The following is a 16,944-nucleotide window of genomic DNA, read 5'->3' as shown; positions in this document are numbered from 1 at the left end:
CGTCGTAAGATTGACCCGCATCTAGAGATGGTGGGTGAAAATGACTGGGCTGGGTTCACTGGAACGCGCAGTGATGGACGTGCTGTGGTCAGCCGGTGCGGCGATGTCGGTGCACGACCTAGTCGAGGAACTCCACGACCGCGAACCGGCCTACACCACAGTGCTCACCGTCGTCACCAACCTGCACAAAAAAGGGTTCGTCGGTCGAGAAAAAGTCAGCCGCGCCTACCGGTACTTCCCCATGCAGACCCGTGAAGAGGCCACCTCACGCACCTTGCGTCAGGTCCTCGACGCCAGCGGGGACTCCGCGGCAGTACTGATGCACTTCGCCCAGACCGTGACACCCGCCGAGCGTGAAGTGCTCAGCGAATACCTCACCCTTAAACCTCGCCACACCCGCGGCGGCGGCACCAAAGCCTAAGCCATAGAAACCCTCCGACAAGGGAAACTCCGGCGAGGCCCAGGCCCGACTACTCAACCGGTCGCGCGCCCCTTGACTGCTGGGAGTAGACGCGCCACCAGCGCACCGGCCACACCCGCAGCGAAGGCCGCAGCACTCAGAGCCGACACCCAGTCGTGCACATCCACAGCGGTCAGCACCCGCAGCTCAACCGGATCACCGCGCCCGACTCCTGAGCGGGGGTCGGATGGCACGAGATCCGACGTTCGGAGCAGCATCACCAGCCAGAACGCGGCCACCGCCTCAAACATCACCACAGCAAGACCCACCGCACGGGAGATCGTACGGGCAGGACCGCGCGGGCCGAACCGACCCGCACGCCGCACCTCGACACCGTCAGTCATGCCCAACCATCTCCTCAGCACACCCGCATCACACCCCACTTCTACTAACCACCTTCGTATTCTGTGGCCATCGGGCGTGGGCGCCGGGAACGAGGGTCTCGAAGCAATCTGAATCGCCCCGGGTTTGCTGGGGGCTCGTTTACTTGGTTCCAGCGACTGCCGGGACCGGGTTCTCACGGTAGCTGGTGACTGTGTGGGTCGACCAGTAGGTGGTCTCGTACTCGACGGGTGGGACGTGCCCGATCTCGCCGTGCAGGCGGCGGTGGTTGAACCAGTCGATGTACTCGGCGACGGCGATCTCGACCTCGCCGACACCGCCCCAGCCACCGCGAGGGCGCATGACTGGGTTACGGATACACTCGGCCTTGAACAACGAGTTGAACGCCTCGGCCATCGCATTGTCGTACGAATCACCCTTGGAGCCAACAGAAGTCACTGCGTCTGCTTCGGCGAGACGTTCGGTGTAGCGGATGGCTCGATACTGCACTCCGCGGTCGGAGTGGTGAATCAGCCCGGCCACGCCCTGGCCGGCACGCGACCGCGCCCACAACCCCATATCCAAGGCGTCGAGCGCGAGGTCGGTGTGCATGGTGGTCGAGACCTGCCAGCCCACGACCATCCTTGAGAAGACGTCGAGGATGAACGCGGCATACACCCACCCCGAGTGTGTGCGGATGTAGGTCAGGTCCGCCACCCACAGCGCGTTGGGCGCCGCCGCGGTGAACTGCCGTTCGACACGATCGGCCGGCTGCGGAGTTTCGGCCCCCTCGCTGTGCGTGGTCTTCCGCGTCTTGGATCTCGTTATCCCCTGCAGCCCATCAGCTTTCATCAACCGCTCGACGGTGCACCGGGCCACGCCGATACCCTTTCTGCGTAGTTCGGCGTGGACTTTGCGGGCACCGTAGACGCCGAGATTGTCGGCATGCACGGTGCGGATCTCACCGAGGATCTCGCGGTCACGGACCACCCGTGGCGCCTCGACTCGTCGAGAGCTCAGATGGGCTCGGACTGTGGACGGAGCGATCTGGGCGGCCGTGTCGCGCAGGGCCGCGCAGATCGGATCGACTCCGTGTTCGTCGCGGAAAGCGGCGACGAACTCCACGATCAACGCTGTGGGCGGTCGATCTCCGCCGCAAAGAAAGCTGATGCCTGCTTCAAGATGGTGTTCGCCCGCCGCAACTCCCGGTTCTCCCGTTCCAGCTGCGCGATCCGCTCAGCCTCGCTGGTCGTGGTCCCCGGGCGGTCCCCGCCATCGATCTCGGCCTGCTTGACCCAGGTGCGAAGCGCCTCCGGGTGCACACCGAGTTGATCGGCGATCCGTTTGAGCGCCCCTGGTCGCGTGGCTGGGTCCTTGCGGGCCTCCACCGCCATCCGCGTCGCCCGCTCCTTCAGCTCAACGCTGTACTTCCGTGGTGCTGCCATGCTCTCCATCCTTCACAGATTCGAGAGCCTCCGACAAACCCGGGGCGTTTCAGGCGATTGATGACCCTCGATCTCGTGGACCTTTCCCCACCCTCGCGGGCAAAGCTCACAGATCCAGTTCTCGGACGCGCGCCGCTGGCTTGTCACGTCGACCAACCAAGCGACGCAAACCGACATTCTGCGGCAACTGAGGATTGAGGCTGATCCGAATGGTCCCACTTGAGCAGAGCCGCGCAACCACACGCCTGCAGGGGCTACTGCTCGCCCTTGAACTCGATCGGCACCGGCTGTTAATACGCGCTCGGCTCGACACCCGGGCGCGACGACCGCGCGACGCAGCCGGTGACCACGCAGACCTAGCAGAGGTCGTCGAGTTGTTGACCGCACTCGTCACAACATATCGTCTGAATGAGCTGTACCCCTTCGACGCCGTCCGCGAAGCGCGCAACACCTCCCACCGCGCAAAATACCTACTCGCCGCCATCGGCCCGAAGTCGAGCGGGCGGCCGAAATTATCCAGGGGCGAGGAGCTGTGTCCCCCCGGAAATTAGTAGTGCGGGCGGCTGAAAGACTCGCTCTCACGGCGGAGAGATCCAGCTTGGCACTACACGTCTCTGGCGGGCCCAACCATCACCGCGCCATCCACAATCTCGACATCGCGCTCAATCGTCTACAGATTTTGCGGACTCATCGAGACCTGGCGCCTGGATCATACTCGGTCTGCACACTCGGCGAGAGACGTGAACGGCAGGCGTGGTGACCGCCGCGCCCGCTGGTGTCAGGATTCGTCACCTAACGACGGATGGTACCGATGAATAAGAATGAGATACCGGCATCGCCGACGCCGCACATCCAGCGTTGTGCAGGACCGCAAGGCCAGGGACAAATCAGCACCGGATCAGGTCTCGAGGGGAGAAGTCGAGCCCACGGTCGCGCATATTCGATTTGTAGTGACTGCGGCACTCCCGACCGGAAGGAACCCCAACGATGGCCGCGAAGTTCGAACTGTTCACCGACGAGGCCCGGCAAGAACCGTTTCCATCTGAAGCAGCCAACGGCGAAATCATCGCCGCCAGCCACGCATATGAGTCGAAGGCCTCAGCGCGAACCGGGATCGAGTCGGTCAAACACAACGCCGGCGACGCCACAGTCGACGACCAGACCACCTAGGCACCACACAGTCGCGCACTACTCATGTCGACCGCAGTCCAAGGACTGAACCTGCCCATTCGACCACGGACCAGACTCACTCACCGGCATCGAGTGGATCGAACGACTCAATCGCATACATGCCCATTTCCATCCGAAAGAAGGACTCGCTCTACACCCTGTCGACGCTCGCACTTGACCCCCACGATCTGACCGCGGCGCTCTGACACTCTCCACCCGTTCCGACAGAACTCGAGGCGCAGCCACCGTTGCAGACGTCGCCTACGACAATGGGTTTGCTCATGTGGCACGGTTCGCGGCCGCCTACAAAGCCGCCTACGGTGAAGCCCCTATCTTATGTCAAGTAAGCCCCTGCATATTGCATCAGATGCAACACGTGGCCTGAGATCCGTCATTTGGATGTCAGTTGGCGACCTGGGGATTCGTCACTCGTGTCAGTAGCGCTCGTCACCGGAGTCATCTACCCGTGCGTATCTCGAGCGCGCACCGCCACCCTGACTCTCGATCTGTAGATCAGCGGATGCCTTCGGCCGCCAGGCCCTCGCGCTGCTGGGTGGCGTCGATGCTGAATGCGCCGCCGTGGATCAGCTCACCGAGGCCACTACCGAGGCATTCCAGCAGTACCCCGACTACGCGGTGATCACCAGTTTTCCTGGCCTGGCTGACCTCTCCGGCGCTCGGGTGCTCGGCGAGATCGGCGACGACCGCGAGCGGTTCACCGACGCCCGTTCGCTGAAGGACCTACGCCGGTTCTGTGCTGATCACGCGGGCCTCCGGGCGCAGCATCTCGATTACCCGCCGCGTGGTGAAGAACAACCGACTCAACGCTGCAGGATTCCTTTGGGCGTTCGCCGCGATGGCGAAAGCCGGCGCACCCCAAGACCATTAACGCCGAGGACGCGACCGCGGCGATCGGCACGCCGCTGCGCTTCGGCACCTCTTCGACCGCTTGCTCGGGCAGCTCCACTACTGCTTGCAAACCGGTCAGCACTACGACCCGATCAAGGCGTTCGGGCCCGCTCAGGACGCGTCCTTCGAGATCGCGGCTTGACCTCTTGGTGTGATCGGAGGTCTTCTTCGGCGCGTTCAAGACCGATATCGACGCCGAACTCGCCCAGCTCGGCCCGACCGGGTACCGGCCCTTGTGGGTGCGCGACACCCTGTTCTGAGTCAGCAGCACGGCGCCTCGCCGGCCGGGTCGATGAGCGCCTCGGCCAGTGGGCGTGCGAGCTGGGTGTAGGCGTCGGCGACCGGTAGCACGGTCATCCCAGGATGCTCGGATCGCCACTGCTCGGCGGCGTCGGGAGTGGCCAGGAACATCTGCGGATTGCAGCAGGTGGCGCGGACCTGCCCGCCCCGGATCCCGGCGGGGTCGACGAAGGCCACCATCGCGGCGGCCGGTTGCAGGTCGGTGACTCCCGTGACTGGATCGACGGTCAATCGCACGGCGCTGACGGTAACCGGGCACTCGGATTCGACGTGTGCGCTCGCCCCGATCACGGCGGGGAAGACGAGCGTGTCGGGCGCACACCAGGTGTAGAGCTGATGGCCTGCGACGGTGAATCGGTGCGGGGTCGGATTCAGGGTCAATCCCCACCCGAGGACCCGGCCCTGCTCGTCGTATTCGATGTCGGCGCCGATCGGTGTCTCTTCGAGATCTCCGGCGTCGACACCGGCTGCGGCCGCCAACTCCGTGACGGTGACCGGCGCTCCGTGGGCCAGCAGCCGCAGCGCGGCCCGCAGCAGCGCCCGGTCACGGTCGGCTGGTGCGATCGTGGCGAAAACGTCGGCGGGAATGGAGTCGGTGCTCATGAGAGTCAGCCTTTCCGAGAATGCGTCGGGTGCGATGTCGATGACGGTAGGGTCTGCCCCCGGGGGCAGAGTCAAGCCCGCGTCGGGCATCGGCACGGACCTCGGTCCAGCACACATCGTCGGCGGCCCACCGCGCACGGTGGATGCTGGTGAAGTCGTCGATGCGGTCGAGGATCTGCTGGGCGTCGCTGATCCGGCGGTGCAGCCGCTGTCGCGACCGCTCCAGTAGCTCGGCCAGACGCGCGCCGACCGCTCCGTCTCCACTATCGACGGCGTCATCGGTGAGCTGGCAGATCTCGGCGATGGTGAGCCCAAGCCCGCGCAGCTCGCCGATGAACCGCACACACCACAGTGCGTCATCGGTGTACAGGCGGTAGCCGGCCGCGCTGCGCCCCAGGGTGTGGATGAGCCCGAGGTCGGTGTATTCACGCAACGCCTTCACCCTCACCCCGGTCCGCGCCGACAACACGCCGATCGTCATGTGCCCGTTCATCTCGGCCTTTCCTGGAGGAGATCGTCAGCCTGCGCAGCAGGACAGTTTCGTCACGTCGGTGGTGAAGGTCTGGGCGGTCAGTTTCAACGCTTCGGCCATGGTCAGATACGGCGCCCAGCTGTGGGCGAGCCGGTCGACGGTCATACCCGCGGTCATCGCGTATCCGGCGGCGGTGATCAGGTCTCCGGCACCCTCGGCCAGCGCGTGCACGCCCAAGATCCGGCCGGTATCGGCGTCGGCGACGATCTTGGCCAGGCCACGGGTATCGCGATTGACCAGCGCCCGCGCCACACTCGACAACGCCAGCGTCCGGCACCGGCACCGGTATCCGGCCGTCACCGCCTCGGCCTCGGTGAGCCCCACGGCGGCGATGGCGGGGCTGGTGAACGTCAGCCGCGGCACTGTGGCGTAGTCCAGGACCCGATCCGCGTCGGCGAACGCGTTGTCGGCCACCAGCGTTCCCTGCGCGGCGGCCACATACACGAACTGCGGGCCCCCGGCCACGTCCCCGGCCGCCCAGATCCGGGCATTGCCGGTGCGCTGACGGTCATCGACGATCACCGCGCCGCGCCCGTCGACACCGACCCCGACCGCCTCCAGGCCCAGCCCCGCGGTGTTCGGGCGGCGACCGGTCGCGACCAACACGTGTTCGGCCCGCAGCTCGCTGACCCCGGCCCGAGTGCGCACGCTCACCAGCTTGTGGCCGCCACCGGCCAGGACCTTCTCGACGGTGGCCGCGGTCAACACGGCGATATGCTCATCGGCGAAGACAGCCTCGATCGCGGCCGAGATTTCCGGTTCCTCGCCCGGCGCCAGCCGCCCCAGGGCCTCGATCACCGTCACCCGGGCGCCGAGGCGGGCGAACAACTGGGCTTGTTCGAGCCCGACAGTGTTGCCGCCGATCACGATCAGCGACTCCGGGAGCCGCTTCAGGTCCATGGCGGTGGTCGAGGTCAGATACCCGGCCTCGACCAGACCGTCGATCGGCGGGATCCACGGCGTCGCACCGGTCGCGATCAGGTAATGGCCAGCCTCGATCACCCGGGTCCCGCCGTCGTTCGCTCCGACCCGCAACCCCGGCGCCGCACTCGTGCCGTCGAACACTGCCGTGCCGGAGACGATCTCCCACCCGTACTCGCCCGCCAGCTCGATGTACTTGTTTGCCCGCAGCTGCGCGACCAGCGCGTCCTTACCGGCGATCAGGCCCGGAAAATCCAGCGGCACCGCAGCGGCACCCAGGCCGGGAAACCGGTCGGCGGCGGCTGCGGCGTGGCGGGCCTCCGCGGCGGCCAGCAACGTCTTCGACGGCACACACCCGACGTTCACGCAGGTGCCACCGACGGTGTCGCGCTCGATCATCACCACGGACCTGCCGTGGCCGACCGCGGCGATAGCGGCGGCGAACGCCGCCGAACCGGACCCGACGATCGCCAGATCCGGACGGGATTGTGTCGTGGCCACGCCTGCCTCCTGAGGGGTTGAGCAACCGCGTCGCCAGCCAACGGCTGCTATTCGCATTGACGAATACCTACAGGGCTCATACTATGCGCTTAAGCGAATAGTTCAAGTGGTGTGGAGGTGCCCCATGTCCCGGTCCACGACCGCCGTGCCCGGCGACGAGCTGGCGTGCACACATCTGGATACGACGGCGAAGTTCTTTCGCGCCCTGTCGGATCCGACCCGGTTGAAGCTGCTGGAATACATCCTCGCCGGCGAACGCACCTCGGCCGACTGCGTCGCGCACGCCGGCATCTCCCAGCCGCGGGTGTCGGTGCACCTGTCGTGTCTGGCCGATTGCGGATACATCGTCGCGCGCCGCGACGGCAAGAAGCTGCGGTACACGGTCGGAGACCCGCGCGTGGCCGAACTGGTGCTGCTCGCCCGGTTGCTCGCGGCCGACAACGCCGCCGCCCTGACGTGCTGCACCCGCATCGACCAGGTACCGGACGGTGACCGGACATGAACGCCCTCGACAGCCCTCACGTCTCGGCAGCCGCTCACCGTCGGCGGGTTCACCGCGGCTGGGACTGGGTGTCAAGCTCGCCGAGGTCGATGCCGAGCTCGCCGAACTCACCGCGGTCCGGCGACACCCTGGCCGCCGCGCTGGCGGCCGGACGCGAAGACCTGCTCGAGCGCAGCGAATCCCCCTGCTGCCCTGTCCCATCGACACCGAACCCAGCGCCAGGCAGCGGTGGCTCGGCGAGCTGCGGGGGAGGCCGTTGTGGCTGCTGCGACCTAGACACGCCGCTGGCGGGCTTGCATCGGGACCGCGGCACTGCTGCCTGGGCTGTTGCGCGGTGGTGCCCCGCTGCTGATCGCGGCCGTAGCACTGAGCAGCGGCACGCTGCTGGTGAGCCTGTCATGGCTCCAACCGCTCGGATTCGCCCATCGGACTCGGGCTCCTCGGACTGATCTGGTCCCGCCAATGACTCGCGCCCGCGGCTGCGATGAGGGCTGCGCAGCCACACCTTCCGGCGACGCGGGCACTCCGGCCCGCACCACCGCCGCGACCTGGCTCAGGCCGTCACCGAGTTTGGCGCCTGCGAGGCCACCACGGTGATCAGCACCGTAGCCATCAACGGCGCCATCGCCGGTGCTCACCGCGCGCCGAGACCCGCTGCCCGGTCCCGGCGCGCGGTACACCTGGGGTGAGCCACGCCAGCGTCAGTGGGATGACGATCAACACGAGGAACGCTTCCAGGAACGGTCCGGCCTCCACGAACTCGGCCAGATCCGACGTAGAGCCGCAGCTGGTGGCAGGGACACCGCTCCGCCGCGCCAGCTGGGTAATACGCATCATCACCACCCCGCGACCCTGAACCTTCGACTCGACTCGAAGGTCAGACCGGCCGTGACGGTTGCCCCCGAGGGCGGTGTGGCCCCGGCGGCCGGTCCCGTGTCCGCGACGAATCAACCTGGTCTGATCGCCGCGCTACTCAGCGGCGGCCCGTGGTGCGCGAGTGTTGGGTGGGCGAAACCTGAGGGCGGGCAGCCACCAGTTCCAGCCGCCGAGCAGGCGCATGAGGGCGGGGACGAGGACGAGGCGGATGAGGACGGCGTCGATGGCGACGGCGACGGCAAGGGCGAGTCCGAGTTGTTTGAGTTCGAGGATGTCGGCGGTGAGGAAGCTTGCGAAGATGGCGATCATGATCGCGGCGGCCGCGGTGATGGGGCGTGCGGTGTGGGTGAGCCCGGCCGCGACGGCGCGCTGGTTGTCGCCGCTGGCGTCCCAGTATTCGCGGATGCGACGAATCAGGAACACCTCGTAGTCCATCGAGAGCCCGAACAGTAGCGCGAACACCACGGTGGGTAGGTAGACCTGCACGAATCCGGGGCTGGTGAAGTCGAGGACGTTCTCGCCCAGACCCCACTGGAACACCGCGACGGTGATACCGAGGGCGGCGCCGGTGGCGAGCAGGTTCATCGCGATGGCCTTGAGGGGTAAGGCGATACTGCGGAAAGCGGCGATGAGGAAGACCAGCGAGGCGGTCAGCACCAGGGCTACGACCAGCGGAAGTTTGGTGGTCATTTCGTCGGAGAGATCGACGAATTCGGCGGTGCTGCCGCCGATGCGGATCTCGGCTCCGGCTGCGCCGGCGGCTGTGTTGCGCAGGTCGCGGACGAGGTCGGTGGCGGCCATCGAGTCGAAGGTGACCGAGGGGATCGCCATCGCGAGCATTCGACCGTCATTGAGCTGGGCGGGCAGGACGGTGTCGATGCGGGCGTCGCCGTCGATCTCGGTCAGGAATCGGTTGACCCGTGCTTCGGCGTCTGCGGTGAGTGGGGTGTCGCTGGGGCCGGTGGCGATGATCTCGACCGGGGAGAGTGCTCCGGGCGGGAAGTTGGTGTTCAATGCGGTGCTGGCGCGTCCGGTCGGGGTGTCGTCGAGGGCGGTGGTGCCCATGTCGAGGCCGTAGCGGATCCCGAATACCGGCAGCGCGGCGAGGACCAGCACCGCTGCGGCCGCGGTGCCGAAGAGGACGGGTCGGCGCATGACGAGATACGCCCAGCGCGCCCAGCGGCCACCGAGAACGCCGGGAGCGTCGGTGGCGCTGTCGGCAGGGCGCCAGCGGGCCGGGAGACTACCGCGGTTGACAGCCGGGCCCAAGGCGGCGAGCAGGGCGGGTAGCAGGGTGACGGCGACGGTGAGCATACTGGTGACGGCGGTGGCGACGCCGATGGCGATGCCACGGAAGATCGGTGCCTGGATGATGATCAACGCGCACAGCGAGATCATCACCACCAAGCCCGAGACCAGAATCGTTTTGCCTGCTGTGGCGAGGGAGCGACCGACGGCGCCGCTGATCGCGGCATGGTCTGGCCCGGTGTGGTGGGTGAGTTCTTCGCGGAAGCGGCTGACGATGAACATCGCGTAGTCGATACCGACGCCGAGGCCCACCATGGTGGCCATGGCCACGGTCAGCGAATCGAACGCGGTCACAGCAGTGAGGGTGAACAACACTCCGACCGCGGTCAGCATCCCGGCGATGGCCACTGCGATCGGGACCGCCGCTGCGGCCAGGGCGCCGAGGGCGAGGACGAGCAGGACCAGCGCGACCGGGATGCCGATTGCCTCGGCGCGGGCCAGGTCGGCGTTCTGCAGTTCGGTGGCCGCGTTCTGTACCGCCGAGTACCCGGTGACCCCTACGTCGATGGAATCGTCGCCGGTGGTGGCGATGGCGTCTTGCAGGTCGCGCGCGACTTTCGCGCGTTCGGCCATGTCGCCGTCCATGCCGGCGAGCGCGATCGCGACGTGACCGTCGGCCGAGATCTGGGATCCGGGCAGCCCGTCGTAGGGGCCGACGACGTCGACCACGCCCTCGACCGCGGTGGCGGCGGTGATCGTGCGAGCCACCGCTGCACGGAACTCGGCGTCGGTGGCGGTGACCGCGCCAGACTGCAGCACGATGACCGCCTGTTCCGTACCGAACTGCGGGAAGTGCCGGGCAACCAGGCGATCCACCTCGGTGGACTCCGAGCCCTCGACACCGAAATCCATCGCACCGAGCCGGTTCTCGAGCAGCGGGTAGGCCACCGCGCACACCACCAGCAGCAGTCCCCAGACCGCCAGGACCGCACGTCTGCGCCGGGCCATCAGAACGCCCCACCGATATAGCACTCCGGGCGAGCCCGGCGGCGATGGTTGCTGAGGCGAGTTCTCGACGACGGCGGACTTCTGCTGGTTCACGCGTCCTCCCTCCGTAGCGACCACGAATTGATCGCCATATCACGATGTAATCGTTGAAACGAGATTAATCACACTCTCACTCGATATCAATAGCTTTCGCCGCTATCATCGCTTTATGGCGATTAATGATGGCGGGGGTTGCCTCGTCGAGACGCAGGGGTTGGATCCGGCGGTGGCCCTGTTCCACAGCCTCTCCGATGCGACACGGTTGGCGATCGTGCACCGGCTGGCGTGCGGGGAAGCGCGGGTCTTGGACCTGATGGCCGGGCTCGGACTGGCTCAGTCAACGGTATCGGCGCACGTAGCGTGCCTGCGCGACTGCGGGCTGGTCGTGGGCCGCCCGCAAGGGCGGCAGGTGTTCTACAGCCTGGCCCGCCCGGAGTTGATGGACCTACTCGCCTCGGCAGAGACCTTGCTCGCGGCGACAGGCAATGCGGTGGCGTTGTGCCCGAACTACGGCACCGACTCCACCACCGAGACGGAGAGCGCGGAGGTACGAGCATGAGCGACGCATGCGGCTGCGGCCACGACGAACCCGCCGGTGACGGCGAGGCCGAGGAACGCGAACCCGAAAAGCTCTGGGAAGTCAGTGAACTGCGCGCCGCCGCGGTCGCCGGAGTGCTGCTGGTCGCGGCACTGATCGTCGGCTGGACCGGCGGCCCACGCGCCGTCGAGTTGGGGTTGGAGATCGCCGCACTGCTCGTCGGTGCATACACCTTCGTCCCCTCCACGCTCAAACGGCTGGCCAAGGGCAAGATCGGTGTCGGCACGCTGATGACGATCGCCGCGATCGGCGCGGTGATCCTCGGCGAGGTCGGCGAAGCCGCCATGCTGGCGTTCCTGTTCTCCATCAGCGAGGGCCTCGAGGAGTACGCGGTCGCGCGCACCCGCCGCGGGCTGCGCGCCCTGTTGAACCTGGTACCGGACCGGGCCACCGTGCTACGCGACGGCACCGAAACCGTCATCGCCCCTGCCGAGCTGCGCGTCGGGGATCGGATGCTGGTGCGCCCCGGTGAGCGGGTCGCGACCGACGGGGTGATCGTCGACGGGCGTAGCGCGCTGGATGTTTCGGCGATCACCGGCGAATCGGTACCGGTAGAAGCCGGGCCGGGCGCGGAGGTGTTCGCCGGGGCGATCAACGGCACCGGTGTGCTGACCGTCGAGGTCACCACGACCGCCGAGGACAACTCCCTGGCACGGATCGTGCGGATCGTGGAGGCCGAGCAGGCCCGCAAGGGCGACGCTCAACGCTTGGCCGACAAGATCGCCAAACCGCTGGTGCCCGGCATCATGATCGCCGCCACAGCCATCGCGGTGATTGGCGCGCTCTTCGGGGATCCGGTCACCTGGATCGAACGTGCGCTGGTGGTGCTGGTCGCCGCCTCACCGTGCGCGCTGGCGATCTCGGTGCCGGTGACCGTGGTCGCCGCGATCGGTGCGGCGAGCAAGCTGGGTGTGCTGGTCAAGGGCGGTGCCGCACTCGAGGCGATGGGCCGGGTGCGCGAGGTCGCGCTGGACAAGACCGGCACGCTGACGGCGAACAAGCCTGCCGTCGTCGAGATCGCCGCCACCGGCGGTGTGCACGGGGACCGGGTGCTGGCGGTCGCGGCCGCGCTGGAATCGCGCAGTGAACATCCCCTCGCCCGCGCCATCCTCGCCGCCGTCGACACCGTCACTCCCGCCACCGACGTCGAGGCGGTCACCGGTGCCGGGTTGACCGGCCGCGTCGACGGACGCCGGGCGCGGCTGGGCCGTCCGGGCTGGATCGAACCGGGTGTTCTGGCCGCCGATGTGGAACGGATGCAGCACGCGGGGGCGACCGCGGTGCTGATCGAGCTCGACGGCCAGGTGATCGGTGCGATCGCTGTGCGCGACGAACTGCGGCCCGAGGCACACGAGGTCATCGACCGATTGCACGCGCTGGGAATCCGGGTCTCGATGCTCACCGGTGACAACGCCCGCACCGCCGCCGCTCTGGCCGCTGAGGCGGGGATCGAGGACGTGCACGCGGATCTGCGCCCGGAGGACAAGGCCCACATCGTGGGCGAACTGCGCAGCGACCGGTTCACCGCGATGGTCGGCGACGGCGTCAACGACGCCCCCGCACTGGCAACCGCCGACCTCGGTGTGGCGATGGGCGCGATGGGCACCGATGTCGCTATCGAAACCGCGGATGTGGCGTTGATGGGTGAGGACCTGCGGCACCTGCCGCGGGCTCTCGAGCACGCTCGTCGGGCTCGCCGGATCATGTTGCAAAACGTCGGTTTGTCGTTGGGGTTGATCACGATCTTGATCCCGCTCGCGCTGTTCGGGATTCTCGGGTTGGCGGCGGTGGTGCTGGTGCACGAACTCGCCGAGATCGTCGTCATCGCCAACGGTGTCCGCGCCGGACGCACCAAACCCCTGGCCTCGCTGACCGATTCGGCGGCAAAGCCCGCACCGGTACTGGCCGGAGCGCCCGCGTGACCGCCACCGCGTCGTCTGCTCCCACCGTGTCGCGGTGGGGGCGGCGACTGCGGTGGGTCGCTGCCGCGGCCGCGCTGGCCGGTATCGACCTCACGCTCAAAGCGTGGGCGCAGACCACGCTGGCCGGGGCCCCGATCGAGGCGGGTCCGGTGGACCTTAAGTTGGCGTTCAACCCGGGAGCGGCGTTCTCGATCGCCGCCGACGCACCGAGCTGGGTGATGCTCACGCTCACCACGGTGATCACCACCGCGGTCGCGGTCGGCGGATGGGTGGTCGCGCTGCGCGCGAACCTGCTCACCCGCGTCGCGCTCGCCGCGATCCTGGGCGGTGCCGCCGCCAACGTCATCGACCGGGCCCCCGACGGTGTGGTCACCGACTACCTGCACACCGGCTGGTGGCCCACCTTCAACCTCGCCGACACCTTCATCGTGCTCGGCGCGACCGCCCTCATCATCGCCACTCTGATCGGAAACTCCGATGAGCGAGAACCACTCTCACCCGAACACCACGCCGACGACCGGGACTGAGCCGGGCCCGTCACGTCGGTGGGCAGGGCTGGCGGCGCTGGTCGTCGCCCTGCTCACCGTCGGGCTGGACCTGATGGTTCTCAACGTCGCCCTGCCCACCCTGGCCCAAGACCTCGGCGCGAGCACCACCCAGTTGCAGTGGATCGTCAACGCCTACACCCTGGTCTTCGCCGCGCTCATGCTGCCCGCCGGCGGCTTCGGTGACCGCTACGGTCGCAAACGGCTGCTGCTGATAGGTTTGGTCGCCTTCGTCGCCGCCTCGGCCTGGGCCGCTTTCAGCGGGTCCACCGGCTCGCTGATCGCCGCCCGCGCGGTCATGGGCATCGGGGCCGCGATCATCGTGCCGCTGTCGCTGGGGATCCTGCCGACCCTGTTCGGCCCCGACCAGCGTCGCCGCGCGATCGCGGTGTGGGTCGGTGCACTGGGTGTCGGGTTGCCGCTGGGGCCGATCGTCGGTGGCTGGCTGCTGCAGCATTTCTGGTGGGGCTCGGTGTTTCTGATCAACGTCCCGGTCGGTGTCGCCGCCCTGGTTGCCTGTGTGGTGCTGTTGCCCGAATCGGTCGACCCGCATGCACCGGCGTTGGACTGGCTCGGGATCCTCACCGCCGTGCCCGGTACGGCGGCGCTGGTATTCGGCATCATCCAGGCTCCCGCGTACGGGTGGACCGATCCCGTCGTGCTCGCGGCTCTGGCGGCCGGTGTGTGGCTGATCGCGGGATTTCTGGTGTGGGAAAGCCGTGCCCGCGACCCATTGGTCGATCTGGCACTGTTCACCAATCCGGCCTTCACCTGGCCCACCCTGGCCGCAACCGCGGGCACCTTCACCCTGGTCGGCGTGCTGTTCGTGCTGCCGCAATACCTGCAGATACTGCGCTACCACGACGCCTTCGGCACCGGCCTGCGCTTGGTGCCTCTGGTGCTGGCGATCATCGTCGCCGCAGCCGCTGTGGACAAGATCGTGACCCGACTCGGCGCCAAAATCCCGATCGCCACCGGCATGGTGATCGCCGCGGCCGGATTCGTGCTCGCATCCCGCATCACCGTCGACTCCGGCTACGGCTTCGTCGCGGTGTGCCTGGCGACCGTGGGCCTGGGAGCCGGGCTGGCGTTGGCGCCGGCTGTCGACGCGGTCATGGCGAGCCTGCCCGAGCATCGCAGCGCCGCAGGAGCTGGGTTGCTGATGGCCATTCGACAGGTCGGTGCCGCGTTCAGCGTCGCGATCCTGGGCACCCTGCTCACCGTCGTTTACACCCGCGACCTCGACCCCCACCTGAGCGGCCTGCCCGAACCAGTGGTCAGCGCGGCGCGTGACAACATCGCCGGAGCGCAACTTGCCGCGACCCAGATTCCCGGCCCAGCGGGCGCCGATCTGGCCGCGTCCAGCGCCCACGCCTACAGCCACGCCATGTCCGCAGTGTTCCTTGCCAGCGCCGCCATCAGCGCACTACTGGCCGCGGCCATCGCCGCCAAACTCCCCAACCACACTCCTGCGCCCGCGCCGACATCACCGGCGCGTGATCGAAACTGAAATAGCCACTCCCATGACAGCGGCTACGGCACGCGACACAACTGCGTGTCAGCCGAGCAGCAGTGCACTCCCAGAGAAAGGGCATCCGCCGGAATGGTTACCTCGATCCTGCAGGCCATCGGACTCTTCCTGGTGACCAACATCGACGACATCATCGTGCTTTCGCTGTTCTTCGCCCGCGGCGCGGGAACCCGCGGAACAACGGCCGCCATCGCGACCGGACAATATCTCGGTTTCGGAGCGATCCTCGCCGCGTCGGTCCTCGTAGCGCTGGGAGTCACGGCGCTGCTGCCCGAAGAAGCCATCGCCTACTTCGGGCTCATTCCTCTGCTGCTCGGTCTGCTCGCCGCCTGGAGAGCATGGCGCAACAACGGCGACGACGATGAACGGTTCGAGGGCAAGAAGGTCGCGGTCTGGACGGTGGCGGCGGTGACCTTCGCCAACGGCGGCGACAACATCGGCGTCTACGTCCCGGTCTTCGCGACCGTGGGTACAGCGGCGATCGTCGCCTACTCGGTCGTGTTCCTGCTCTTGGTCGCCGTGCTGGTGTTCACCGCGAAGTTCCTCACCACCCGCAAGGCCATCGCCGAGATCTTGGAACGGTGGGAACACATCCTGTTCCCGCTCGTGCTGATCGTTCTCGGAATCGTCATCCTCGTCAGCGGCGGCGCATTCGGCCTCTGACCGTCGTCCCGGTCTGCACGGCCCAGATCACGGAGGACAGCGGCGATCGGCTCCAAAGAATGAAGTGCTATTCGAGGCCGTAACCGGTAGACAGCCGTCCTTCGGTTGGTCCATGGTTGTGCTCAGGGGCGCTGCACCGTTGTGGCACTACTACCACTGTGGCACTACTACCATCGACGTAGTTCAAGGCCTCCGGCAACGTGGGGCTTCTACCGCGCCTAGCGGGGTCGCTCGTGCAAACGCTTTAGTCGGGCGCTGTCATCGTTGCGAACTGTTTCCGCCCCAGCGCATAGCCCTGACCCACTGGTCAACTTAAAACGCTGATGGAACCGTGAGGGGCGCCGGTTCGGCGCGCCCGCGCGGAGAGAAACTAACCCACGTAGTAGTAACCTGTTCGTGGCTCGTTTGATATCGATCTGTTCCATCCGGGACGACTCTTGGACTGAAGGACCTTCCTTGGCACGGCATCGCAAAGCTGACCCCAGCCCGCTCCCCATTGGTATGCACACGTCCCCTCGCGGTGCCTCGGCGGCCTTCACCCTCGGAGCCACGGGGCCGCAGCCTTCGGGTGTCGCGCGTGCGGCGGGGCGACATCGGATGCCTCCCTCCCCCGAAGCTGTGGTCAGGTCCATCCGGCCCGCTACCTCTGTTCCCCCGCGCGCGTCGCACGCTCGGTCGGGGGGTGCGCCCGGGACGTCTTCATCTTCATATCTACCTCGCGATGGCCGTCCATACACGTCTCGCTCGCATGATGTATGGCCGCGCGCAGCCCGGTTCGATCATAGGGGTTTCGGGCCACCGCGCACACCGCGCACGGTCGATCTCGGCAGGAACCCAGGGCCGCAGCGCC

At 67.3% G+C, this 16,944-nt stretch carries 14 protein-coding genes, 2 pseudogenes and 1 other annotated feature; of the genes and pseudogenes, 9 read left to right on the top strand and 7 right to left on the bottom strand.

Annotated features, from left to right (window positions below; all coding sequences use genetic code 11):
* Positions 1-40: 40 nt before the first annotated feature.
* Positions 41-421, top strand: a complete 381-nt coding sequence (locus tag FFS52_RS08570; protein WP_005180013.1) for a BlaI/MecI/CopY family transcriptional regulator — start codon at positions 41-43, stop codon at positions 419-421.
* A gap of 53 nt (positions 422-474) precedes the next feature.
* Here FFS52_RS08570 and FFS52_RS08565 read toward each other — a convergent pair whose 3' ends face one another.
* Positions 475-804, bottom strand: coding sequence for a hypothetical protein (locus FFS52_RS08565; RefSeq protein ID WP_005180014.1), 330 nt, complete (start codon positions 802-804; stop codon positions 475-477).
* A 139-nt stretch (positions 805-943) separates the two neighbouring features.
* Positions 944-2,226: pseudogene (locus FFS52_RS08560) on the bottom strand (IS3 family transposase).
* Positions 1,820-1,948, bottom strand: a sequence feature (AL1L pseudoknot). It overlaps the preceding pseudogene by 129 nt.
* A 987-nt stretch (positions 2,227-3,213) precedes the next feature.
* Between FFS52_RS08560 and FFS52_RS08555 the strand changes: the two are divergent.
* Together FFS52_RS08555 and FFS52_RS23860 are read left to right on the top strand one after the other, a co-directional pair.
* Positions 3,214-3,396 carry a DUF1508 domain-containing protein gene (locus FFS52_RS08555; RefSeq protein WP_055476917.1) on the top strand — a complete coding sequence of 61 codons (183 nt, stop codon included), beginning with the start codon at positions 3,214-3,216 and terminating at the stop codon, positions 3,394-3,396.
* 519 nt (positions 3,397-3,915) lie between these two features.
* Positions 3,916-4,447 (top strand): annotated as a pseudogene (locus FFS52_RS23860) (transposase); the annotation flags it as partial.
* A gap of 119 nt (positions 4,448-4,566) precedes the next feature.
* Here the strand turns inward: FFS52_RS23860 and merB are convergent.
* Genes merB through merA form a run of 3 tightly spaced genes read right to left on the bottom strand, consistent with a single transcriptional unit; the run spans position 4,567 to position 7,162 of the window.
* Positions 4,567-5,208: an organomercurial lyase MerB gene (gene merB / locus FFS52_RS08535; protein WP_005179592.1), complete on the bottom strand. Its 642-nt coding sequence runs from the start codon at positions 5,206-5,208 to the stop codon at positions 4,567-4,569.
* The gene (locus FFS52_RS08530; RefSeq protein WP_005179589.1) at positions 5,150-5,701 is read right to left on the bottom strand and encodes a MerR family transcriptional regulator; all 552 of its coding nucleotides are present in this window, start codon (positions 5,699-5,701) and stop codon (positions 5,150-5,152) included. The genes merB and FFS52_RS08530 overlap by 59 nt, the downstream gene beginning before the upstream one ends.
* Positions 5,702-5,725: 24 nt before the next feature.
* Positions 5,726-7,162 carry a mercury(II) reductase gene (merA, locus tag FFS52_RS08525; RefSeq protein ID WP_055476916.1) on the bottom strand — a complete coding sequence of 479 codons (1,437 nt, stop codon included), beginning with the start codon at positions 7,160-7,162 and terminating at the stop codon, positions 5,726-5,728.
* A 124-nt stretch (positions 7,163-7,286) separates the two neighbouring features.
* On the opposite strand from merA, the gene FFS52_RS08520 reads away from it, so the two are divergent.
* On the top strand, positions 7,287-7,664 hold the full coding sequence (locus tag FFS52_RS08520) for a metalloregulator ArsR/SmtB family transcription factor (RefSeq protein ID WP_005179587.1): 378 nt from the start codon (positions 7,287-7,289) through the stop codon (positions 7,662-7,664).
* 612 nt (positions 7,665-8,276) lie between these two features.
* Here FFS52_RS08520 and FFS52_RS08515 read toward each other — a convergent pair.
* Both FFS52_RS08515 and FFS52_RS08510 read right to left on the bottom strand, forming a co-directional pair.
* A complete protein-coding gene (locus FFS52_RS08515; RefSeq protein ID WP_223374213.1) occupies positions 8,277-8,501 on the bottom strand; it encodes a hypothetical protein in 225 nt (74 codons plus the stop codon).
* 132 nt (positions 8,502-8,633) lie between these two features.
* A complete protein-coding gene (locus tag FFS52_RS08510; RefSeq protein WP_039994351.1) occupies positions 8,634-10,889 on the bottom strand; it encodes an MMPL family transporter in 2,256 nt (751 codons plus the stop codon).
* 115 nt (positions 10,890-11,004) lie between these two features.
* Here FFS52_RS08510 and FFS52_RS08505 point away from each other — a divergent pair, with 115 nt between their 5' ends.
* The 5 genes from FFS52_RS08505 to FFS52_RS08485 all read left to right on the top strand — a co-directional run bounded on the left by FFS52_RS08505 (position 11,005) and on the right by FFS52_RS08485 (position 16,094).
* Complete coding sequence (locus FFS52_RS08505) at positions 11,005-11,394, top strand: metalloregulator ArsR/SmtB family transcription factor (protein ID WP_005179570.1); 390 nt, start codon at positions 11,005-11,007, stop codon at positions 11,392-11,394.
* On the top strand, positions 11,391-13,355 hold the full coding sequence (locus tag FFS52_RS08500; protein WP_006902503.1) for a cation-translocating P-type ATPase: 1,965 nt from the start codon (positions 11,391-11,393) through the stop codon (positions 13,353-13,355). Before FFS52_RS08505 ends, FFS52_RS08500 begins: the two co-directional genes overlap by 4 nt.
* Positions 13,352-13,882 (top strand): signal peptidase II, encoded by a 531-nt coding sequence (gene lspA, locus FFS52_RS08495; RefSeq protein ID WP_137809387.1) that lies wholly within the window; start codon positions 13,352-13,354, stop codon positions 13,880-13,882. The genes FFS52_RS08500 and lspA overlap by 4 nt, the downstream gene beginning before the upstream one ends.
* Positions 13,833-15,410 carry a DHA2 family efflux MFS transporter permease subunit gene (locus FFS52_RS08490; protein ID WP_005179563.1) on the top strand — a complete coding sequence of 526 codons (1,578 nt, stop codon included), beginning with the start codon at positions 13,833-13,835 and terminating at the stop codon, positions 15,408-15,410. The genes lspA and FFS52_RS08490 overlap by 50 nt, the downstream gene beginning before the upstream one ends.
* 93 nt (positions 15,411-15,503) lie before the next feature.
* Positions 15,504-16,094, top strand: a complete 591-nt coding sequence (locus FFS52_RS08485) for a cadmium resistance transporter (protein ID WP_005179560.1) — start codon at positions 15,504-15,506, stop codon at positions 16,092-16,094.
* The last annotated feature ends 850 nt before the right edge of the window (positions 16,095-16,944 follow it).

The organism is Gordonia sp. ALPHA1B1 (assembly GCF_005502615.1).
GTDB classification, from domain to species: domain Bacteria; phylum Actinomycetota; class Actinomycetes; order Mycobacteriales; family Mycobacteriaceae; genus Gordonia; species Gordonia hongkongensis.
This window is presented reverse-complemented; position numbering and strand designations above follow the sequence as displayed.

Excerpts from the sequence above, each read along its gene's own strand:
- FFS52_RS08570 (WP_005180013.1), top strand. The coding sequence starts at position 41 with ATGACTGGGCTGGGTTCACTGGAACGCGCAGTGATGGACGTGCTGTGG.
- FFS52_RS08565 (WP_005180014.1), bottom strand. The coding sequence starts at position 804 with ATGACTGACGGTGTCGAGGTGCGGCGTGCGGGTCGGTTCGGCCCGCGC.
- FFS52_RS08555 (WP_055476917.1), top strand. The coding sequence starts at position 3,214 with ATGGCCGCGAAGTTCGAACTGTTCACCGACGAGGCCCGGCAAGAACCG.
- merB (WP_005179592.1), bottom strand. The coding sequence starts at position 5,208 with ATGAGCACCGACTCCATTCCCGCCGACGTTTTCGCCACGATCGCACCA.
- FFS52_RS08530 (WP_005179589.1), bottom strand. The coding sequence starts at position 5,701 with ATGAACGGGCACATGACGATCGGCGTGTTGTCGGCGCGGACCGGGGTG.
- FFS52_RS08520 (WP_005179587.1), top strand. The coding sequence starts at position 7,287 with ATGTCCCGGTCCACGACCGCCGTGCCCGGCGACGAGCTGGCGTGCACA.
- FFS52_RS08515 (WP_223374213.1), bottom strand. The coding sequence starts at position 8,501 with ATGATGCGTATTACCCAGCTGGCGCGGCGGAGCGGTGTCCCTGCCACC.
- FFS52_RS08505 (WP_005179570.1), top strand. The coding sequence starts at position 11,005 with ATGGCGATTAATGATGGCGGGGGTTGCCTCGTCGAGACGCAGGGGTTG.
- FFS52_RS08500 (WP_006902503.1), top strand. The coding sequence starts at position 11,391 with ATGAGCGACGCATGCGGCTGCGGCCACGACGAACCCGCCGGTGACGGC.
- FFS52_RS08490 (WP_005179563.1), top strand. The coding sequence starts at position 13,833 with ATGAGCGAGAACCACTCTCACCCGAACACCACGCCGACGACCGGGACT.
- FFS52_RS08485 (WP_005179560.1), top strand. The coding sequence starts at position 15,504 with ATGGTTACCTCGATCCTGCAGGCCATCGGACTCTTCCTGGTGACCAAC.